Genomic DNA, 14575 nt, shown 5'->3' with positions numbered 1-14575 from the left:
TGTGGCGCCTGTCACGGCCTGTACCTGACCGGCGGCCTCGGTCCGCCACTGACTCGCCAGGCGCTGTCCGGCAAATCCCGCGACAGCCTCATTGCCACCGTCACTCTGGGACGGCCCGGCAGCGCCATGCCCGGTTGGGCCGCGCTGCTGGGTCCCGACGACATTCGCTGGTTGGTGGACCGGCTCCTGCAAGGGAAACCCGCCTCATGATTCGTTCCTTCCTGTCCGTGTCAGCCGTAGCCCTGCTGCTCTGCGGCTGCGCCCAGGCACCGCTGCGCGGCACCGGCGACCTCGGCGTGGTGGTGGAGCGCGCCACTGGCAGCCTGCAAATCATCGAAAGCAACACCCGCACCGCCCTCGCCCGCGTCGAAGGCCTGGGCGACCTGTCCCATGCATCGGTGGTGTTCTCTCGCGATCAGCGCTACGCCTATGTGTTCGGCCGCGATGGCGGCCTGACAAAAGTCGACCTGCTCACGGCGAAAATCGACCGGCGCATCATGCAGGGCGGCAACAGCATCGGCGGCGCCATCAGCCAGGACGGCACGCTGATCGCCGTCTCGAACTACGAGCCCGGCGGCGTCAAGGTGTTCGATGCCCGGACCCTGGCGCAGGTCGCGGACATCCCGGCCACGCCGTTGCCCGACGGGCAGAAGCGCTCGCGGGTGGTCGGCCTGGTGGACGCGCCGGGCCAGCGTTTCGTGTTCAGCCTGTTCGACACCGGTGAGATCTGGACCGCCGATTTCAGCCAGGGCCTAACGCCGCGCATCGAGCGCTTCACCGCCATCGGCCAGCAACCCTATGACGCGCTGATCACCCCGGATGGGCGTTATTACATGGCCGGTCTGTTTGGTGAAGACGGCATGGCGCAACTCGACCTCTGGCACCCGGAGCTCGGCGTGAAACGCGTGCTGGGTCATTACGGACGCGGCCAGGCCAGGCTCCCGGTGTACAAGATGCCCCACCTGGAAGGTTGGGCCCTGGCCGACCGGCACGCCTTCGTGCCCGCCGTCGGCCATCACCAGGTGCTGGTAATGGATGCCGCCAGTTGGCAGCAGACCGATGCCATCGACGTCGCCGGTCAACCGGTATTTGTCACCGCACGACCGGACGGCCGGCAGCTGTGGGTCAACTTCGCCTACCCGGATAACGACCGGGTCCAGGTCATCGACACCCAGACCCACGCTATTGTCGCGGACCTGCATCCAGGGCCGGCGGTGCTGCACATGGAATTCACCGCCCGTGGCGACCAGTTGTGGCTGTCGGCCCGGGACGGCGGCGAGGTCCAGGTCTGGAATCCTTATCGGCTGGAACGCCTGGGCACGCTGCCCGCTGCCAGTCCCAGCGGGATTTTCTTCAGCAGCCGTGCGCACAAGCCGGGGTACTGAACATGACCCCCAACTCACTGGCCCGGCGCCTGATCGATCAATTCCAGCACGGCTTGCCGTTGTGCGCAGAACCCTATCGAGCCATGGCCGATGCGTTGGGTTGCAGCGAAACCCAGGTGCTCGATTGCCTGCGCCACCTGCAAGTGGCCGGCGGTCTGTCGCGGGTCGGGCCGGTGTTCGAACACACCCGGGCCGGGGCCAGCACCCTCGCCGCCCTCGCTGTCCCGGAAGAACGCTTGCAGCAAGTCGCGGCGCGCGTCAGCCAGTACCCGGAGGTCAATCACAACTATGCCCGGGAGCACCGCTACAACTTGTGGTTCGTAGTGACCGGCCCCGACCGCGCCCACCTGGACAACATCCTCCAGGAACTGGAAAGCGACACCGGCCTCACGCCGCTGGACCTGCCCATGCTGACCGCCTACCGCATCGACCTGGGCTTCGCCCTGGAGACCGCACCATGACCGACACCTTGAACACGCAACAGGCGTTGCAACTGCGCCGACGCCTGGAAACCGGCCTGCCGTTGACATCGCGGCCCTTCCAGGCCCTGGCCGAACAGATCGAGGCCAGCGAACAGCAAGTGCTGGAGCAGGTCCGGCACTGGCATGAGCAAGGTCTGTTTCGCCGCGTCGGGCTGGTGGTCAATCACCGCGCCCTGGGCTTTGCCGCCAACGCCATGCTGGTGCTGGACGTGCCGGATGCGCTGGTGGACGAGGTCGGTCGACGCCTCGGCCAGGCCCCCGGAATCAGTCTTTGCTATCAGCGCCCGCGACGCCTGCCCCAGTGGCAATACAACCTGTTCTGCATGATCCATGGCCGCCAGCGTGACCGGGTGGAGGCGCAAGTCCAGGCGCTGCTGGAACAGCATCTGCTGGACGACCTGCCTCACCAGTTGCTGTTCAGCACGCAGCTGTTCAAGCAATGCGGCGGTCGCTTCGCCGCACCTGAGGGAGCCCGCACTAATGGATGACCTGGACCGCCGCCTGATCAACCGCCTGCAACTGGGCCTGCCGCTGGTGCGTCAGCCGTGGCAGGTGTTGGCCGCCGAGTTGGATTGCAGCAGCAGCGAATTGCTCGATCGCCTGCATGAGCTGCTCATCGACGGCGTGCTCACCCGCTTCGGCCCGATGTTCGACCTCGACCGCCTGGGCGGGGCGTTCACCCTGGCGGCGCTGGCAGTGCCCGAGCCGCGCTTCGAGTCCGTCGCTCAGTTGCTCGGGGACATGCCCGAAGTGGCCCACAACTATCGCCGCGAACACACCTGGAACATGTGGTTCGTGCTCGCCTGCGCCAATGAACAGACGATCAGCGAAACGTTGTTGCGCATCGAACGCCTGACCGGCCTGGTGCCGCTCAACCTGCCCAAAGAGGAGACCTACCATGTCGGTTTGTATTTCCCGGTCTGAACCGGCGCTTGAGCGGTCGTCCCTGGCGCTACGCCTGGTGGAGCTGACCCAGGCCGGCCTGCCCTTGCTGGAAGATCCCTGGGCCTGGCTGGCGCAACAACTGGGTTTGAGCGTGGAGTCGACCCTGGACCTGCTCAAGCGCTTGCAGGCCGAAGGCGCGATCCGCCGCATCGCCGCCGTGCCCAACCACTATCGCCTCGGCTATCGGCACAACGGCATGACCGTGTGGGACGTGGCCGACAGCGAAATATCGCGCCTCGGCGCCCTGCTCGGCACGCAGCCCTTCGTCAGCCATTGCTATCGGCGACCACGCCGCCCCGGCTGGCGCTACAACCTGTTCGCCATGGTCCATGGCCGCAGCCGCGAAGAAATCGACAGCTACCGCGACCATCTGCGCTACCTGTTGGGCGATGCCTGCGCCGGCGATGAGATGCTGGTGAGCAGCCGCATCCTGAAGAAAACCGGCCTGCGCCTGTCGCCCTCCCAAGGCTGAACCGACGCGTCTATCCAAGGAGCGCCCTATGTTGAGGATCAGCCATTACCTGCGCGCCCTGGCCGGCCAATGCCCCGCCCCGCGCAGCGCACCACCGGGCAGCAGCCGTCCGCCGGTGGTGATCTGGAACCTGCTGCGGCGCTGCAACCTGACCTGCAAGCACTGTTACGCAACGTCGGCCGACAGCGAGTTTCGCGATGAACTGGACACCGCCGCCGCGCTGCAAGTCATCGACGACCTGCATGACGCCGGGGTGCGGGTGCTGATCCTGTCCGGCGGCGAACCGTTGCTGCGCGCCGACCTGTTCCAGCTCAGCGCCTATGCCCGCGACAAAGGGTTTTTCCTCGCCCTGTCCACCAACGGCACGCTGATCGACAAGGGTAACATCGAGCGAATCGCCGCCGCCCGTTTCGATTACGTGGGCATCAGCATCGATGGCCTGGAGGCGACCCACGATGCGTTCCGCCAGCTCAAGGGCAGTTTTGCCCGCTCCATGGCGGCCATTGGACTGTGCCGCGAGCGTGGCATCCGGGTCGGCTTGCGCACTACCCTCACCCAGCACAATCACGCCCAGTTCCCGCGCTTGCTGGAGCTGATGGATGAATATGATGTGCAAAAGTTTTACCTGTCGCACCTCAACTACAGCGGCCGGGGCAAGCGCAGTCGCAAGCTCGACGCCCGGCAGCAGATGAGCCGCGAAGCCATGACGTTGATTTTCGAACGGGCCTGGCGCGACATCGAGCAGGGCCGCGACAGCGATTTCGTCAGCGGCAACAACGACGCCGATGCGATCCTGCTGCTGCACTGGGTCGCCCGCCGCCAACCCAAGCATTATGCCGCCCTGGAACAGATGCTCCGGGCCTGGGGTGGCAACGCTTCAGGCAGCGGCATCGCCAACATCGACAACACCGGCGAGGTTCATCCAGACACCTACTGGTGGCAGCACTCGGTGGGCAACGTGCGCCAGACACCGTTCAAGACCCTCTGGTGCGACCGCCCCGACGCCCTGCTTTTGCAACTGCGCGAACACCCACGCGCGGTCGGCGGCCGCTGCGGTCAATGCCGCTGGCTGGATATCTGCAACGGCAACACCCGCACCCGCGCCTGGGCCGACGGCGACCTGTGGGGCCAGGACCCCGGCTGTCATTTGAGCGACGAGGAGATCGGCCTGGATTCGATCCCCTGCATTGCACTGCCCTGAGCCGATACACCGTCGGCGGACCTGATACCGAACCAAGGAAGTCCCATGCCAGTCCCCCTTGTCTTACCCGCTGCCCTGCAATCGCCCTTCAGACCAGGGGAAGTCGCCTTGGTCGGCGCCGGCCCCGGTGATCCAGGCTTGCTGACCTTGCGCGCCTGGAGCCTGTTGCTACAGGCCGACGCGGTGGTCTACGACCGATTGATCAGCCCGCAACTGCTGGGCCTGATCCCGTTGCCCTGCGCCCGGCACTACGTGGGCAAGGCCGCCGGCTGCCACAGCCTGCCCCAGCCGCAGATCAACGAACTGCTGGCGGAGCTGGCCGACCAGGGGCAGCGGGTGGTCCGGCTCAAGGGTGGTGACCCGTTCATTTTCGGTCGGGGTGCCGAAGAGCTGGAATACCTGTTGGCCCGCGGCATCGATTGCCAGGTGGTGCCGGGTATTACCGCCGCAGCCGGTTGCAGCACCTACGCCGGCATTCCCCTGACCCACCGCGATCTGGTCAACTCCTGTCGCTTCATCACCGGTCACCTGCAACGCGAAGGTGAGCTGAACCTGCCGTGGCAAAGCCTGGCGGATGACAGCCAGACCCTGGTGTTCTACATGGGCCTGTCGAACCTGGGCATCATCGCCACGCGGCTGATGCAAGCCGGTCTGGCGCCAGACACTCCGGCGGCGTTGATCAGCAACGGCACGCGCCCTGACCAGCTGGTGCTGCGTGGCACCCTGGCGCAACTGCCGACCATGGCCCTGGAATGCGCCGACGGCCTGCCGACCTTGACGGTGATTGGCAAGGTCGTCGGATTATTCGCCCGGCAACCGCTGCAACATCCGGCGCGTCTTCTCCCCGTCCCGCAGTCGAGCCTGTCGAAGGTGGCGCTGTGAAAGGCTGGTGGCTGGTACCGTTGCTGTGGATCAGCAGCGCCCACGGCGAAGCAACGGGCGCCGTGAACTTCGCGCAGGCCGAGCGCAATTACCAGCAGCACTGCCAACAGTGCCACGGGGTGAACCGCATCGGCGGCGCCGGCCCTGCGCTGTTGCCCCAGAGCCTGAGCCGGATCAAGCCCGACGAGATCCGCCAGGTGATCGAGAATGGGCGCCCGGCCAGTCAGATGGCGGCGTTCGGCACGGTGTTCGATGCCGCGCAGATCGACGACCTGGCGCAATATCTCCAGCGTCAGCCTGCCGTCGAGCCCAGCTGGAGCGACGATGACATTCGCCACAGCCATCGGCTGTTGGCGGATCTCACCCGCCTGCCGACCAAACCCCAACACCAGGCCGATCCGCTGAACCTGTTCGTGGTGGTCGAGGCCGGTGATCATCACGTCGATATCGTCGATGGCGACCGCTTCGAGGTGCTGGCGCGCTTCGCCTCGCACTTCGCCGTGCACGGAGGGCCGAAGTTTTCGCCGGACGGGCGCTTCGTCTACATCGCTTCCCGGGACGGCTGGATCAGCCTGTATGACCTGCACAACCTCAAACTGATCGCCGAAGTGCGGGCCGGGCTCAATACCCGCAACCTGGCGGTGAGCAAGGACGGGCGCTGGGTGTTGGTGGGTAACTACCTGCCCGGCAGCCTGACGGTGCTCGATGCGCGGGATCTGTCATTGGTCAGGACGATCGCCACCGTGGGCCACGACGGCCAGGCTTCGCGGGTCAGTGCGGTCTACACCGCCCCACCGCGCAACAGCTTCATCGTCGCGCTGAAGGATGTGAAAGAGGTCTGGGAATTGCCGACCGGCCCGAACCCGGACTTCGTGCCGAGGCGTATCGAGGCCGAGGATTATCTGGATGATTTTTCCTTTTCGCCCGATTACCGCCAACTGCTCGCCACCTCACGCAAGGCCCAGGGCGGCCAGGTGATCGACCTCGACACCGGCCGGGTGGTGACCGACATCGCGTTGCCGGGCATGCCTCACCTGGGCTCTGGCACTTATTGGAAGCGCGACGGGCATTGGGTATTCGCCACGCCGAATATCAGCAAGGGGCTGATCTCGGTCATCGATTTCGACAGCTGGAAAGTCATCAAGCAGATCCCGACCCTGGGGCCGGGGTTCTTCCTGCGCAGCCACGCCAACTCACGCTACGCCTGGACCGATGTGTTCTTCGGCCCGGACAACGATGCGATTCACCTGATCGACAAGCAGACCCTGGAAATCGCCCATACCTTGCGCCCGATGCCCGGTAAAACCGCGGCCCATGTCGAGTTCACCCGAGATGGCCGTTACCTGCTGCTGAGCATCTGGGCCACCGACGGTGCGCTGATCGTCTACGACAGCAACACCCTGCGGGAAATCAAGCGCCTGCCGATGAACAAGCCGTCGGGCAAGTACAACGTCGGGAACAAGATCGAGTTTGCCGAGGGGACTTCGCACTAACGGGTGTTTCGGGGGCCTGCTGCGCAGGCCAGCGGGAGCAAGCTCCCTCGCCACGGGTGTACTGTTGAGGGAGGCAGTACTTCGGGGCCAACGCTGACCACTGTGGGAGCGGGCTTGCTCGCGAATGCGGTGGGTCAGTCAGCACAGATATTGAATGCAATGGCCCTTTCGCGAGCAAGCCCGCTCCCACAGTTATGAGTGCAACAAGGCTGTTGTGGCGAGGGAGCTTGCTCCCGCTGGGCTGCGCAGCAGCCCCAAGACCCGGCGACTCGGTGGATCACCAGGTCAACACCGCCCCCACCGCAAAGGTATCGGTGTCTTCATTCTGCGCACTGCTATCGTGGCCGTTGATTTCGAACTGGTTGTATTCCGCCACAAGCTTGAGGTTGTCATTGACGTCATGGAACAGCGCAATGCCACGGGTCTCGTAATCGGCGCCGCTGCCCACCACGCCGTTGCCGTCGTCGTCGGTCTTGCCGTAGGACAGCGCCAGGCGGTTCTTGCCCAGTTTGTAGGAACCCTGCAACAGGTAACCCTTGCTGTCGACGTTGCGCAAAGTGGCCTCACCGGCGTTGTTGGTGAAGAACGGATTGATGCCCTTGGCCTGGAAGCCTGAGCCGGTGAGCGACAAGCCGCCCATCTTCGCCTGTACGCCATAGCCCAGGCCCTTGGAAGTGACCGACTCGACAGTCGAGTCAGTGTTGTCCGAGGTCTGGTAGCTGCCGTTGAGCCAGCTGTAGATCTTCGCCCCGCCCAGGTCGAACTGGTAGGTGATCTCGCTCTCGGTGCGCGGATTTTCCTGGTAGGCCTTGCCGGTGGCGCTGTTATCGTTGGTGTCCACCGGGTCCATGATGCCCACCGCGACCCGCAGCCCATCCATCACCGGGGTGCGGTAGGTGATCTGCGAGGTCGGGAACGGGTACGGATAACCACTGCCGATGTTGCCGAACGAAACCCCGCCACCGTCCACCAGCCCCAGGGAGTCACTGACCTGACCGTAGCCGGCCAGCAGTTCGTCCAGGAGGATGTTGGAACGGGCGAACAGGCCGAAGTCCTTGCCGACCAGCACCTCGCCCCACTCCGGGTTGGCAACGGTGCCGTAGAACTGCCGCACATCGATGGCGGTGTCGGTGCCGTTGGTCTCGCTGTCGTTGATAGTCACCCAAAATGAAGCCCGGGCACCGAGCTTGAGGTCGTCGACCTGCTTGCCCATGTTGAAGCCCAGGTAGTTGGGCAGGAACCCCATCTTGACCCGCGCTTGGCGCCGGTCGTACTGCTCCCCCGCCCGGTCCACGTCGCTGTTGACGTAGAAGGCGTTGATGTAGCCGTCGGTGGAAAAGGTGGTCTGGTCTTTGTCGTACAGCATGATCTCCGCCTGGGCCCAAGGCGTCAGGCCCAGGGACGAAAGGCTGGCGATGACCGCAGGCAACAGACGGTGGCGGGTATTTTTATTGTTGTGCATGGCGCGCTCCGCGACGTGGGACAGGATGTCGGAGGCGATTATCGAAAGGCTGTGGGCAGCGCCATACGCTGCCTTGGAGGCAATTGGCGAGTGCTTTGGTGGCGCGGGTTTGGACCGGCAGTATGGGTGTAAGACTGCGATGCTCAGAGGCGCAATACTTCGGGCCCAACCCTGACCGACTGTGGGAGCGGGCTTGCTCGCGAATGCGGCGTGTCAGTCAATACAAATATTGAATGCAACGGCCCCTTCGCGAGCAAGCCCGCTCCCACAGATTGGTGTGACATGGCTCTTGTGGTGAAGGAGCTTGCTCCCGCTGGTTGGTGTGACATGGCTCTTGTGGCGAGGGAGCTTGCTCCCGCTGGCCTGCGCAGCAGGCCCCCTCGCCCTGGACTCAGAACCGCGGCTTGACGGTTTTCCACTCCGGTCGGTAACGCTGCATCTGCCGCACATCGTCGCGCTGACGAATACCGCAACTGAGGAACTGGTCATGCAGCTTGCCCAGTTGATCGCGATCCAGCTCCAACCCAAGGCCCGGCGCCCGGGTGATTTTCACGCAGCCGTCGACAATCGGCAGCTTTCCGCCCTTGATCACTTCTTCATCCGGCTCCTGCCACGGATAGTGGGTGTCGCAGGCGTAATCCAGGTTCGGCACTGCCGCCGCCACATGGGCCATGGCCATGAGGCTGATGCCCAGGTGCGAGTTCGAATGCATCGACACCCCCAGCCCAAAAGTGCTGCACATTTTCGCCAGGGCCTGGGTGTCCCGCAGCCCGCCCCAGTAGTGATGGTCCGCGAGGACAATCTGCACGCTGTCCAGCGCCACGCTGCGACGGAACTCGTCGAAATCGGTGACCACCATGTTGGTCGCCAACGGCAGGCCGGTGCGTTTGTGCAGCTCGGCCATGCCCTCCAGCCCCGGCGTCGGGTCCTCGTAATACTGCAAGTCATCGCCGAGCAACTCGGCCATGCGGATCGAGGTTTCCAGGGACCAGTTGGCATTCGGGTCGATGCGCAGCGGGTAGCCGGGGAACGCTTGTTTCAAGGCCTTGATGCAGGCGACTTCGTGCTCGGGTTCGAGCGCGCCGGCCTTGAGCTTGATGCTCTTGAAGCCATAGTCGCGGATCATCCGCCGGGCCTGGGCGACGATCTGCTGTTCGTTGAGTGCCTCGCCCCAGTTGTCCGCCGGATATGGCGAATCGATGTGCTCGGCATACTTGAAGAACAGGTAGGCGCTGAACGGAATCTCGTCACGAATCGCACCGCCCAGCAGGTCCACCAGCGGCACGTTCAAGTAGTGGGCCTGAAGATCCAGGCACGCCACTTCAAACGCCGAATAGGCATTGCTCACCGCTTTGCTCGCATGGGAACCGGGCGCCAGTTCGGCCCCGGCGACGCTGGCCGGGCGTTGTGCCGCGACCGTGGCCTGGACGATAGCGCGCAGCTGGTTGAGATTGAACGGGTCCAGGCCGATCAACCGTTCCTGGAGCTGCTGCTGGATCGCCAGGGCCGGCGCATCGCCGTAGCTCTCCCCCAGGCCGATATAACCGTTGTCGCTCTCGATCTCGATGATCGAGCGCAGCGCGTACGGCTCATGGATACCGCTGGCGTTGAGCAAAGGTGGATCGCGAAAGGCGATGGGTGTGACGGTGACGCGTTTGATCTTCATACAGCGGCTCCCGATGGGCCAGGGTTCAAGGCTTGGGGTTTGTCCTGTTGCTCGGCCTGGGCCACGGTGGCGGGCCGGCCGGACAGCGAATCCGGGGTGTCGCGCTTGGGTGTGGTGCGGGCGAAAAAGATCACGATGGCGGCGACCAGCGAGGTGAAGGCCAACCCATACAGCCCGCCTTCGATGGAGCCGGTGGTCTGTTCAAGGAAGCCGAACGTTGTCGGCGCGACGAAGCCGCCGAGGTTGCCGATGGAGTTGATCAGCGCGATCACTGCCGCGGCGATGCGGGCATCCAGGTACGCCTGGGGAATCGGCCAGAACAATGCCGAGGCCGCCTTGAAGCCGATCGCCGCAAAACAGATCGCCACGAAGGCAAAGATCGGCCCGCCGGTGGTGGAGATGAACATGCCGAACGCGGCGATGATCAACGTCAGCGCGACCCAGGCCTGCTGGAATTTCCACTTGCCGGCCAATGCCGCGAAACCGTACATCGCGACGATGGAAATGATCCACGGAATGGAGTTGAGCAAGCCGACCTGGAAGTCCCCCAGGTTGCCCATTTTCTTGATCATGCTCGGCAGCCAGAACGTGGCGCCATAGATGGTCAGGGCGATGGAGAAGTAGATGAAGCAGAACAACGCGATCTGCCGGTCGGCCAGCAGCTTGAACATTGAGGGCTTGATCACCTGGGCGGCTTCCCGCTCCCGTTGCTCCTCGGCAATCGTGGCGATCAGCACGCTCTTCTCTTCGGCGCTCAGCCATTTGGCCTGGCTGGGGTGCGATTGCAGCCAGAACCAGACAAACCCGCAGAGCACGATGGAGGCGAAGCCTTCGATCAGGAACATCCACTGCCAGCCGTGCAGCCCGGCCCCGCTGATGTGCAACAAGGCGCCGGACACCGGACCGGAAATCACCGAGGCGATGGCCGAGCCACTCAGGAAGATCGCCATCGCCTTGCCACGCTCGTTGGCCGGCAACCATTGGGTGAAGTAGTAGATGATTCCGGGAAAGAACCCGGCCTCCGCGGCGCCGAGGATGAAGCGCAACACATAGAAACTGGTTTCGCCGCGCACAAAGGCCATCGCCATCGCCGCCGCGCCCCAGGTGAACATGATCCGCGTCAGCCAGGCGCGGGCGCCGTAGCGTTGCAGCAGCATGTTGGACGGTACTTCGAACAGCGCGTAGCCGACGAAGAACAGCCCGGCACCGAGCCCATAGGCCGCGGCGCCGATGCCCAGGTCGGTTTCCAGGTGGCTGCGCACGAAGCCGATGTTGACCCGGTCGATGTAGTTGACGATGAACATCACCACCACCAGTGGCAGTACATGACGTTTCACCTTGGCCGCCGCCAGCGCCAGGGTGCTGGCATGCGTGGAGTCCGGTAAGTTGTTCAAGGGGTGCCTCCCGATCATTGTTTTTGTGGGGAACGGGACGATGATGGACGCGGCGGATTGTTCCCGTCTAATCTAACTTGGCACTTGATTGATACCTGGAATGAATCAATGTTTGAACTTGCCCAACTGCGCTGCTTTACCACGGTGGCGACCGAACTCAACTTCCGTCGCGCCGCCGAACGGCTGAACATGACCCAGCCACCGCTGAGCCGGCAGATCCAATTGCTGGAACATCACCTGGGCGTCGAACTGTTCACCCGCAGCACCCGCAGCGTGGCGCTCACCGCCGCCGGCCGAGCGTTTTTCATCGAGGCGCAGAACCTGTTGGAACAGGCGCAGCAGGCCGCCGTGGCGGCCCGACGCTTCGCCCAGGGCGACATCGGCTCGGTCACCATCAGCTTTGTCGGCAGCGCGGTGTATGAATTCTTGCCCAAGGTCATTGCCGAGGCGCGGCTGAAGCAGCCGCAGGTCAAGATCGTCCTGGCGGAAATGAACACCTATCAGCAACACGAAGCCTTGCGGGCCCGGCGCATCGACCTGGGGATCGTCCGCTCACCGCTGCTGGAAACCGGCTACGCCACCGAGTGCCTGGTGCGCGAACCCTTCGTACTGGCGGTCCCCGCCGGGCATCCGCTGGCGACTGCCGACACGGTGAGCGTCCAGGATCTGGATGCGCAGCCGTTCCTGATGTACTCGCACGCTGCCTACCCGCCCTTCAACGAACTGCTCACCGGCATGCTCCGCTCGGCCCGCGTTGCGCCGCAATTCGTGCAATGGCTGGGGTCCTCGCTGACGATCCTGGCCCTGGTCAACGCCGGCATGGGCCTGGCGCTGGTCCCGCGTTGCGCCACCAGCGTGGTGTTCAAGCAGGTGGTGTTTCGCGAGATCGACCTGGGCGAAGGGGTCCAGAGCGAACTGCACCTGGTGTGGCGCGAGGACAACGATAACCCGGCGTTCACCATGTTGCTGGAGGGGATTCGCGGGGCGGTTCGGGAGGGTTCATGAATCACCGCGCCCCTGTGGCGGGGGAGCTCGCTCCCGCTGGGCTGCGAAGCGGCCCCCTTGGTTTGCCTGACACACCGAGTCGCCAGGGCGTTTTTGGGGCTGCTGTGCAGCCCAGCGGGAGCAAGCTCCCTCGCCACAGATAGTTTCGCGGCCTCTGATTCGGCTCCGTCATAGATTAACTGGCGCATCGGCTATTCCCGTCTCCCTCTTCAAGTTGTACGATGACCGACGAGCATGCGATGCTCGTCCTTCTCCAATACCAACAAAAACAAGGAATCCCCATGAAGAAAACCACACTCGCCATCAGCTTCCTGTGCCTGTTCAGCGGCTACGCCGCCGCAGCCGCGACATCGGCCGAGCAGGAGGTCGCCCAGGCCGTCGATCACCTGACCCAGGCCATGCTGCACAAGGACATCCCCCAGCTCCAGGCGCTGGCCGCCGAGAACCTGACCTACGGGCACTCCAGCGGGAATATCCAGGACAAGAAGGCCTTCATCGCCGACATCGAGACTGGCAAGAGTGCGTTCAAGACCCTGGAAATGCAGAACCAGAAAATCACCATGTCCGGGGACACGGCGCTGGTGCGAAACCATTTCTCGGCGCAGGCAATCAAGGGCACTGAGGTGGTGCCGACGGAAATCGAGAATTTCCAGATCTGGCAGAAGCAGAAGGATGGCAAGTGGTTGCTGATTGGGCGGCAGGCGTTTCGCTTCTGATGGCGAATTGATCAAGGTGTTTTCTGTGGCGGGTTGCGGGTGAGTGCTTCGCACTCAAACGGGAGCAAGCTCCCTCGCCACAGAAATCATCTTCGGACACTGGTCAGGTACGGGCCCATTGCTGGCGGTGCTCCAGCAGGAAATCCACGAACGCGCGCACCCGTTGCGGCACGTAGCGGCCGTGGGGGTACAGCAGGGTGAAAGGACGTGAGCGGCCGCCGAATGGCTGCAATACTTCCACCAGCCGGCCGTCCGCCAGTTCCTGCTCGACGATGAACCGGTAGGTCTGGAACAGCCCTGCCCCATGCCTGGCCAGCGTCACCCCACCCAGTACATCGTCCGAGCAGCTAAAGCTGCCTTGGGCGAAAATCTCCCGTTCCTTGCCATCGACAGTGAACAGCCAGGAAATCCGCCGGCCGCTGCTGGGCAACTCGAACTGAATGCACTCATGATCGCCGAGGTCTTCCAGGGTGTCCGGCGTGCCGGCCTTGCGCAGGTAATCCGGGGACGCGACCACGACCAGTCTCGCGTCCTCCAGCAAGCGAGCGATCATCGAAGAGTCCGGCTGTGCCCGCACACGGATCGCCAGGTCGTAGCCTTCTGCGACAAAATCGATGTTTCGGTTGCTCAGGTGGATGTCCACGCTCACCTGCGGGTACAGCGCGCGAAACGCTGGCAGCAGTGGCAGGATCCGGTGATGACCGTAGGTGGTGGGCAAGCTGATGCGCAGTTGCCCGGACGGCACCGATTGCGCGCCCATCATTTCCTGTTGCGCCTCGACCAGTTGCGTCAGCGCCTGCCGGCACTGTTCGAAATAATTCCTGCCGGCGTCCGTCAGGCGGATGCTGCGGGTGGTTCGCACGAAAAGCCGCGAACCCAGGCGCTCTTCCAGGCGGAAGATCGAGCGACTCACTGCCGCCGGAGTGACGCCCGCCACCTGTGCCGCCGCCGTGAAGCTGCCCGCCTCTGCTGCCAGGCAGAACAGTTCTATGCTCCCCAATTGCAAATCTTCGAAGTGTCGCTTCATGATTCGTTACACCGCGTATCAACTGAATATGCCCACTGCCTGTTTATCAGCCGGCGGCGTATAAATACAGTGGCCTTCGGTTGCGCGGGAATCTTCCTGCGCTCAGTTCTCATCAGCAGGAGTGCAACATGCCATTCGTCAACGTGCGGATTACCCGCGACGGCGTCACCCGCGAACAAAAAGCCCAGGTGATTTCGGAGATCACCGAGACCCTCCAGCGCGTGCTGGGCAAGGACCCGCACCTGACCCATATCGTCATCGAGGAAGTCGATACCGATAACTGGGGATACGCGGGGATGACAACGACGGAGTATCGGAGTCTTCCCAAAGAGTGAGGGGTTTTGCGTTCCAGGCCCGGTCCAGATGACCGGGCTTTTTTCTGCCTGGCGCAAGCCCCTGTGGGAGCGGGCTTGCTCGCGAAGGCATCAACCCGGTTTATCAGACC

Annotated in this window: 16 protein-coding genes; 12 read left to right on the top strand and 4 right to left on the bottom strand. The window is 63.7% G+C overall.

All coding sequences use genetic code 11. The features are described from left to right. From RGM2987_RS02920 to RGM2987_RS02880, 9 genes are all read left to right on the top strand, one after another. A partial coding sequence (locus RGM2987_RS02920; protein WP_245138618.1) for a cytochrome c occupies positions 1 to 210 on the top strand: 210 nt, incomplete at its 5' end. Beyond that, complete coding sequence (locus tag RGM2987_RS02915; RefSeq protein ID WP_245138617.1) at positions 207 to 1385, top strand: cytochrome D1 domain-containing protein; 1179 nt, start codon at positions 207 to 209, stop codon at positions 1383 to 1385. The genes RGM2987_RS02920 and RGM2987_RS02915, both read left to right, overlap by 4 nt. 2 nt (positions 1386 to 1387) lie before the next feature. Further along, on the top strand, positions 1388 to 1846 hold the full coding sequence (locus tag RGM2987_RS02910; RefSeq protein ID WP_245138616.1) for an Lrp/AsnC family transcriptional regulator: 459 nt from the start codon (positions 1388 to 1390) through the stop codon (positions 1844 to 1846). Then, the gene (locus tag RGM2987_RS02905; RefSeq protein ID WP_245138615.1) at positions 1843 to 2355 is read left to right on the top strand and encodes an AsnC family protein; all 513 of its coding nucleotides are present in this window, start codon (positions 1843 to 1845) and stop codon (positions 2353 to 2355) included. Before RGM2987_RS02910 ends, RGM2987_RS02905 begins: the two co-directional genes overlap by 4 nt. Beyond that, positions 2348 to 2791, top strand: a complete 444-nt coding sequence (locus RGM2987_RS02900; RefSeq protein WP_245138614.1) for an AsnC family transcriptional regulator — start codon at positions 2348 to 2350, stop codon at positions 2789 to 2791. Before RGM2987_RS02905 ends, RGM2987_RS02900 begins: the two co-directional genes overlap by 8 nt. Further along, on the top strand, positions 2766 to 3284 hold the full coding sequence (locus tag RGM2987_RS02895; RefSeq protein WP_245138613.1) for a nitrite reductase: 519 nt from the start codon (positions 2766 to 2768) through the stop codon (positions 3282 to 3284). Before RGM2987_RS02900 ends, RGM2987_RS02895 begins: the two co-directional genes overlap by 26 nt. A 28-nt stretch (positions 3285 to 3312) precedes the next feature. Then, positions 3313 to 4485 carry a heme d1 biosynthesis radical SAM protein NirJ gene (gene nirJ, locus RGM2987_RS02890; RefSeq protein WP_245138612.1) on the top strand — a complete coding sequence of 391 codons (1173 nt, stop codon included), beginning with the start codon at positions 3313 to 3315 and terminating at the stop codon, positions 4483 to 4485. Between the two features lie 45 nt (positions 4486 to 4530). After that, positions 4531 to 5367 carry a uroporphyrinogen-III C-methyltransferase gene (cobA, locus tag RGM2987_RS02885; RefSeq protein ID WP_245138611.1) on the top strand — a complete coding sequence of 279 codons (837 nt, stop codon included), beginning with the start codon at positions 4531 to 4533 and terminating at the stop codon, positions 5365 to 5367. Further along, entirely contained in the window at positions 5364 to 6860 is a 1497-nt protein-coding gene (locus RGM2987_RS02880; protein WP_348529617.1) for a cytochrome D1 domain-containing protein, read from the top strand. Before cobA ends, RGM2987_RS02880 begins: the two co-directional genes overlap by 4 nt. A 277-nt stretch (positions 6861 to 7137) precedes the next feature. Here the strand turns inward: RGM2987_RS02880 and RGM2987_RS02875 are convergent, their stop codons facing one another. The 3 genes from RGM2987_RS02875 to RGM2987_RS02865 all read right to left on the bottom strand — a co-directional run bounded on the left by RGM2987_RS02875 (position 7138) and on the right by RGM2987_RS02865 (position 11400). Continuing rightward, complete coding sequence (locus RGM2987_RS02875; protein ID WP_245138610.1) at positions 7138 to 8322, bottom strand: porin; 1185 nt, start codon at positions 8320 to 8322, stop codon at positions 7138 to 7140. Positions 8323 to 8713: 391 nt separating this feature from the next. Continuing rightward, complete coding sequence (locus tag RGM2987_RS02870) at positions 8714 to 9988, bottom strand: glucarate dehydratase family protein (RefSeq protein ID WP_245138609.1); 1275 nt, start codon at positions 9986 to 9988, stop codon at positions 8714 to 8716. Then, the gene (locus RGM2987_RS02865; RefSeq protein WP_245138608.1) at positions 9985 to 11400 is read right to left on the bottom strand and encodes an MFS transporter; all 1416 of its coding nucleotides are present in this window, start codon (positions 11398 to 11400) and stop codon (positions 9985 to 9987) included. The genes RGM2987_RS02870 and RGM2987_RS02865 overlap by 4 nt, the downstream gene beginning before the upstream one ends. 90 nt (positions 11401 to 11490) lie before the next feature. Here RGM2987_RS02865 and RGM2987_RS02860 point away from each other — a divergent pair, with 90 nt between their 5' ends. Next, on the top strand, positions 11491 to 12387 hold the full coding sequence (locus tag RGM2987_RS02860; protein ID WP_245138607.1) for a LysR substrate-binding domain-containing protein: 897 nt from the start codon (positions 11491 to 11493) through the stop codon (positions 12385 to 12387). A gap of 281 nt (positions 12388 to 12668) precedes the next feature. Further along, entirely contained in the window at positions 12669 to 13103 is a 435-nt protein-coding gene (locus tag RGM2987_RS02855; RefSeq protein WP_245138606.1) for a nuclear transport factor 2 family protein, read from the top strand. Positions 13104 to 13206: 103 nt separating this feature from the next. Here the strand turns inward: RGM2987_RS02855 and RGM2987_RS02850 are convergent, their stop codons facing one another. Further along, a complete protein-coding gene (locus RGM2987_RS02850; RefSeq protein WP_245138605.1) occupies positions 13207 to 14130 on the bottom strand; it encodes a LysR family transcriptional regulator in 924 nt (307 codons plus the stop codon). A 128-nt stretch (positions 14131 to 14258) separates the two neighbouring features. On the opposite strand from RGM2987_RS02850, the gene RGM2987_RS02845 reads away from it, so the two are divergent. Beyond that, a complete protein-coding gene (locus RGM2987_RS02845) occupies positions 14259 to 14465 on the top strand; it encodes a 4-oxalocrotonate tautomerase family protein (RefSeq protein ID WP_025213530.1) in 207 nt (68 codons plus the stop codon). Positions 14466 to 14575 lie beyond the last annotated feature (110 nt).

The sequence above is a fragment of the Pseudomonas sp. RGM2987 genome, assembly GCF_022952855.1.
Taxonomy (GTDB): domain Bacteria; phylum Pseudomonadota; class Gammaproteobacteria; order Pseudomonadales; family Pseudomonadaceae; genus Aquipseudomonas.
The sequence above is the reverse complement of the archived record's forward strand: the minus strand, read 5'-3'. Positions and strand labels throughout refer to the sequence as shown.

Bases quoted from the DNA above. Each gene is read 5' to 3' on its own strand.
- RGM2987_RS02915 (WP_245138617.1), top strand. From the start codon at position 207: ATGATTCGTTCCTTCCTGTCCGTGTCAGCCGTAGCCCTGCTGCTCTGC.
- RGM2987_RS02910 (WP_245138616.1), top strand. From the start codon at position 1,388: ATGACCCCCAACTCACTGGCCCGGCGCCTGATCGATCAATTCCAGCAC.
- RGM2987_RS02905 (WP_245138615.1), top strand. From the start codon at position 1,843: ATGACCGACACCTTGAACACGCAACAGGCGTTGCAACTGCGCCGACGC.
- RGM2987_RS02900 (WP_245138614.1), top strand. From the start codon at position 2,348: ATGGATGACCTGGACCGCCGCCTGATCAACCGCCTGCAACTGGGCCTG.
- RGM2987_RS02895 (WP_245138613.1), top strand. From the start codon at position 2,766: ATGTCGGTTTGTATTTCCCGGTCTGAACCGGCGCTTGAGCGGTCGTCC.
- nirJ (WP_245138612.1), top strand. From the start codon at position 3,313: ATGTTGAGGATCAGCCATTACCTGCGCGCCCTGGCCGGCCAATGCCCC.
- cobA (WP_245138611.1), top strand. From the start codon at position 4,531: ATGCCAGTCCCCCTTGTCTTACCCGCTGCCCTGCAATCGCCCTTCAGA.
- RGM2987_RS02875 (WP_245138610.1), bottom strand. From the start codon at position 8,322: ATGCACAACAATAAAAATACCCGCCACCGTCTGTTGCCTGCGGTCATC.
- RGM2987_RS02870 (WP_245138609.1), bottom strand. From the start codon at position 9,988: ATGAAGATCAAACGCGTCACCGTCACACCCATCGCCTTTCGCGATCCA.
- RGM2987_RS02865 (WP_245138608.1), bottom strand. From the start codon at position 11,400: ATGATCGGGAGGCACCCCTTGAACAACTTACCGGACTCCACGCATGCC.
- RGM2987_RS02860 (WP_245138607.1), top strand. From the start codon at position 11,491: ATGTTTGAACTTGCCCAACTGCGCTGCTTTACCACGGTGGCGACCGAA.
- RGM2987_RS02855 (WP_245138606.1), top strand. From the start codon at position 12,669: ATGAAGAAAACCACACTCGCCATCAGCTTCCTGTGCCTGTTCAGCGGC.
- RGM2987_RS02850 (WP_245138605.1), bottom strand. From the start codon at position 14,130: ATGAAGCGACACTTCGAAGATTTGCAATTGGGGAGCATAGAACTGTTC.
- RGM2987_RS02845 (WP_025213530.1), top strand. From the start codon at position 14,259: ATGCCATTCGTCAACGTGCGGATTACCCGCGACGGCGTCACCCGCGAA.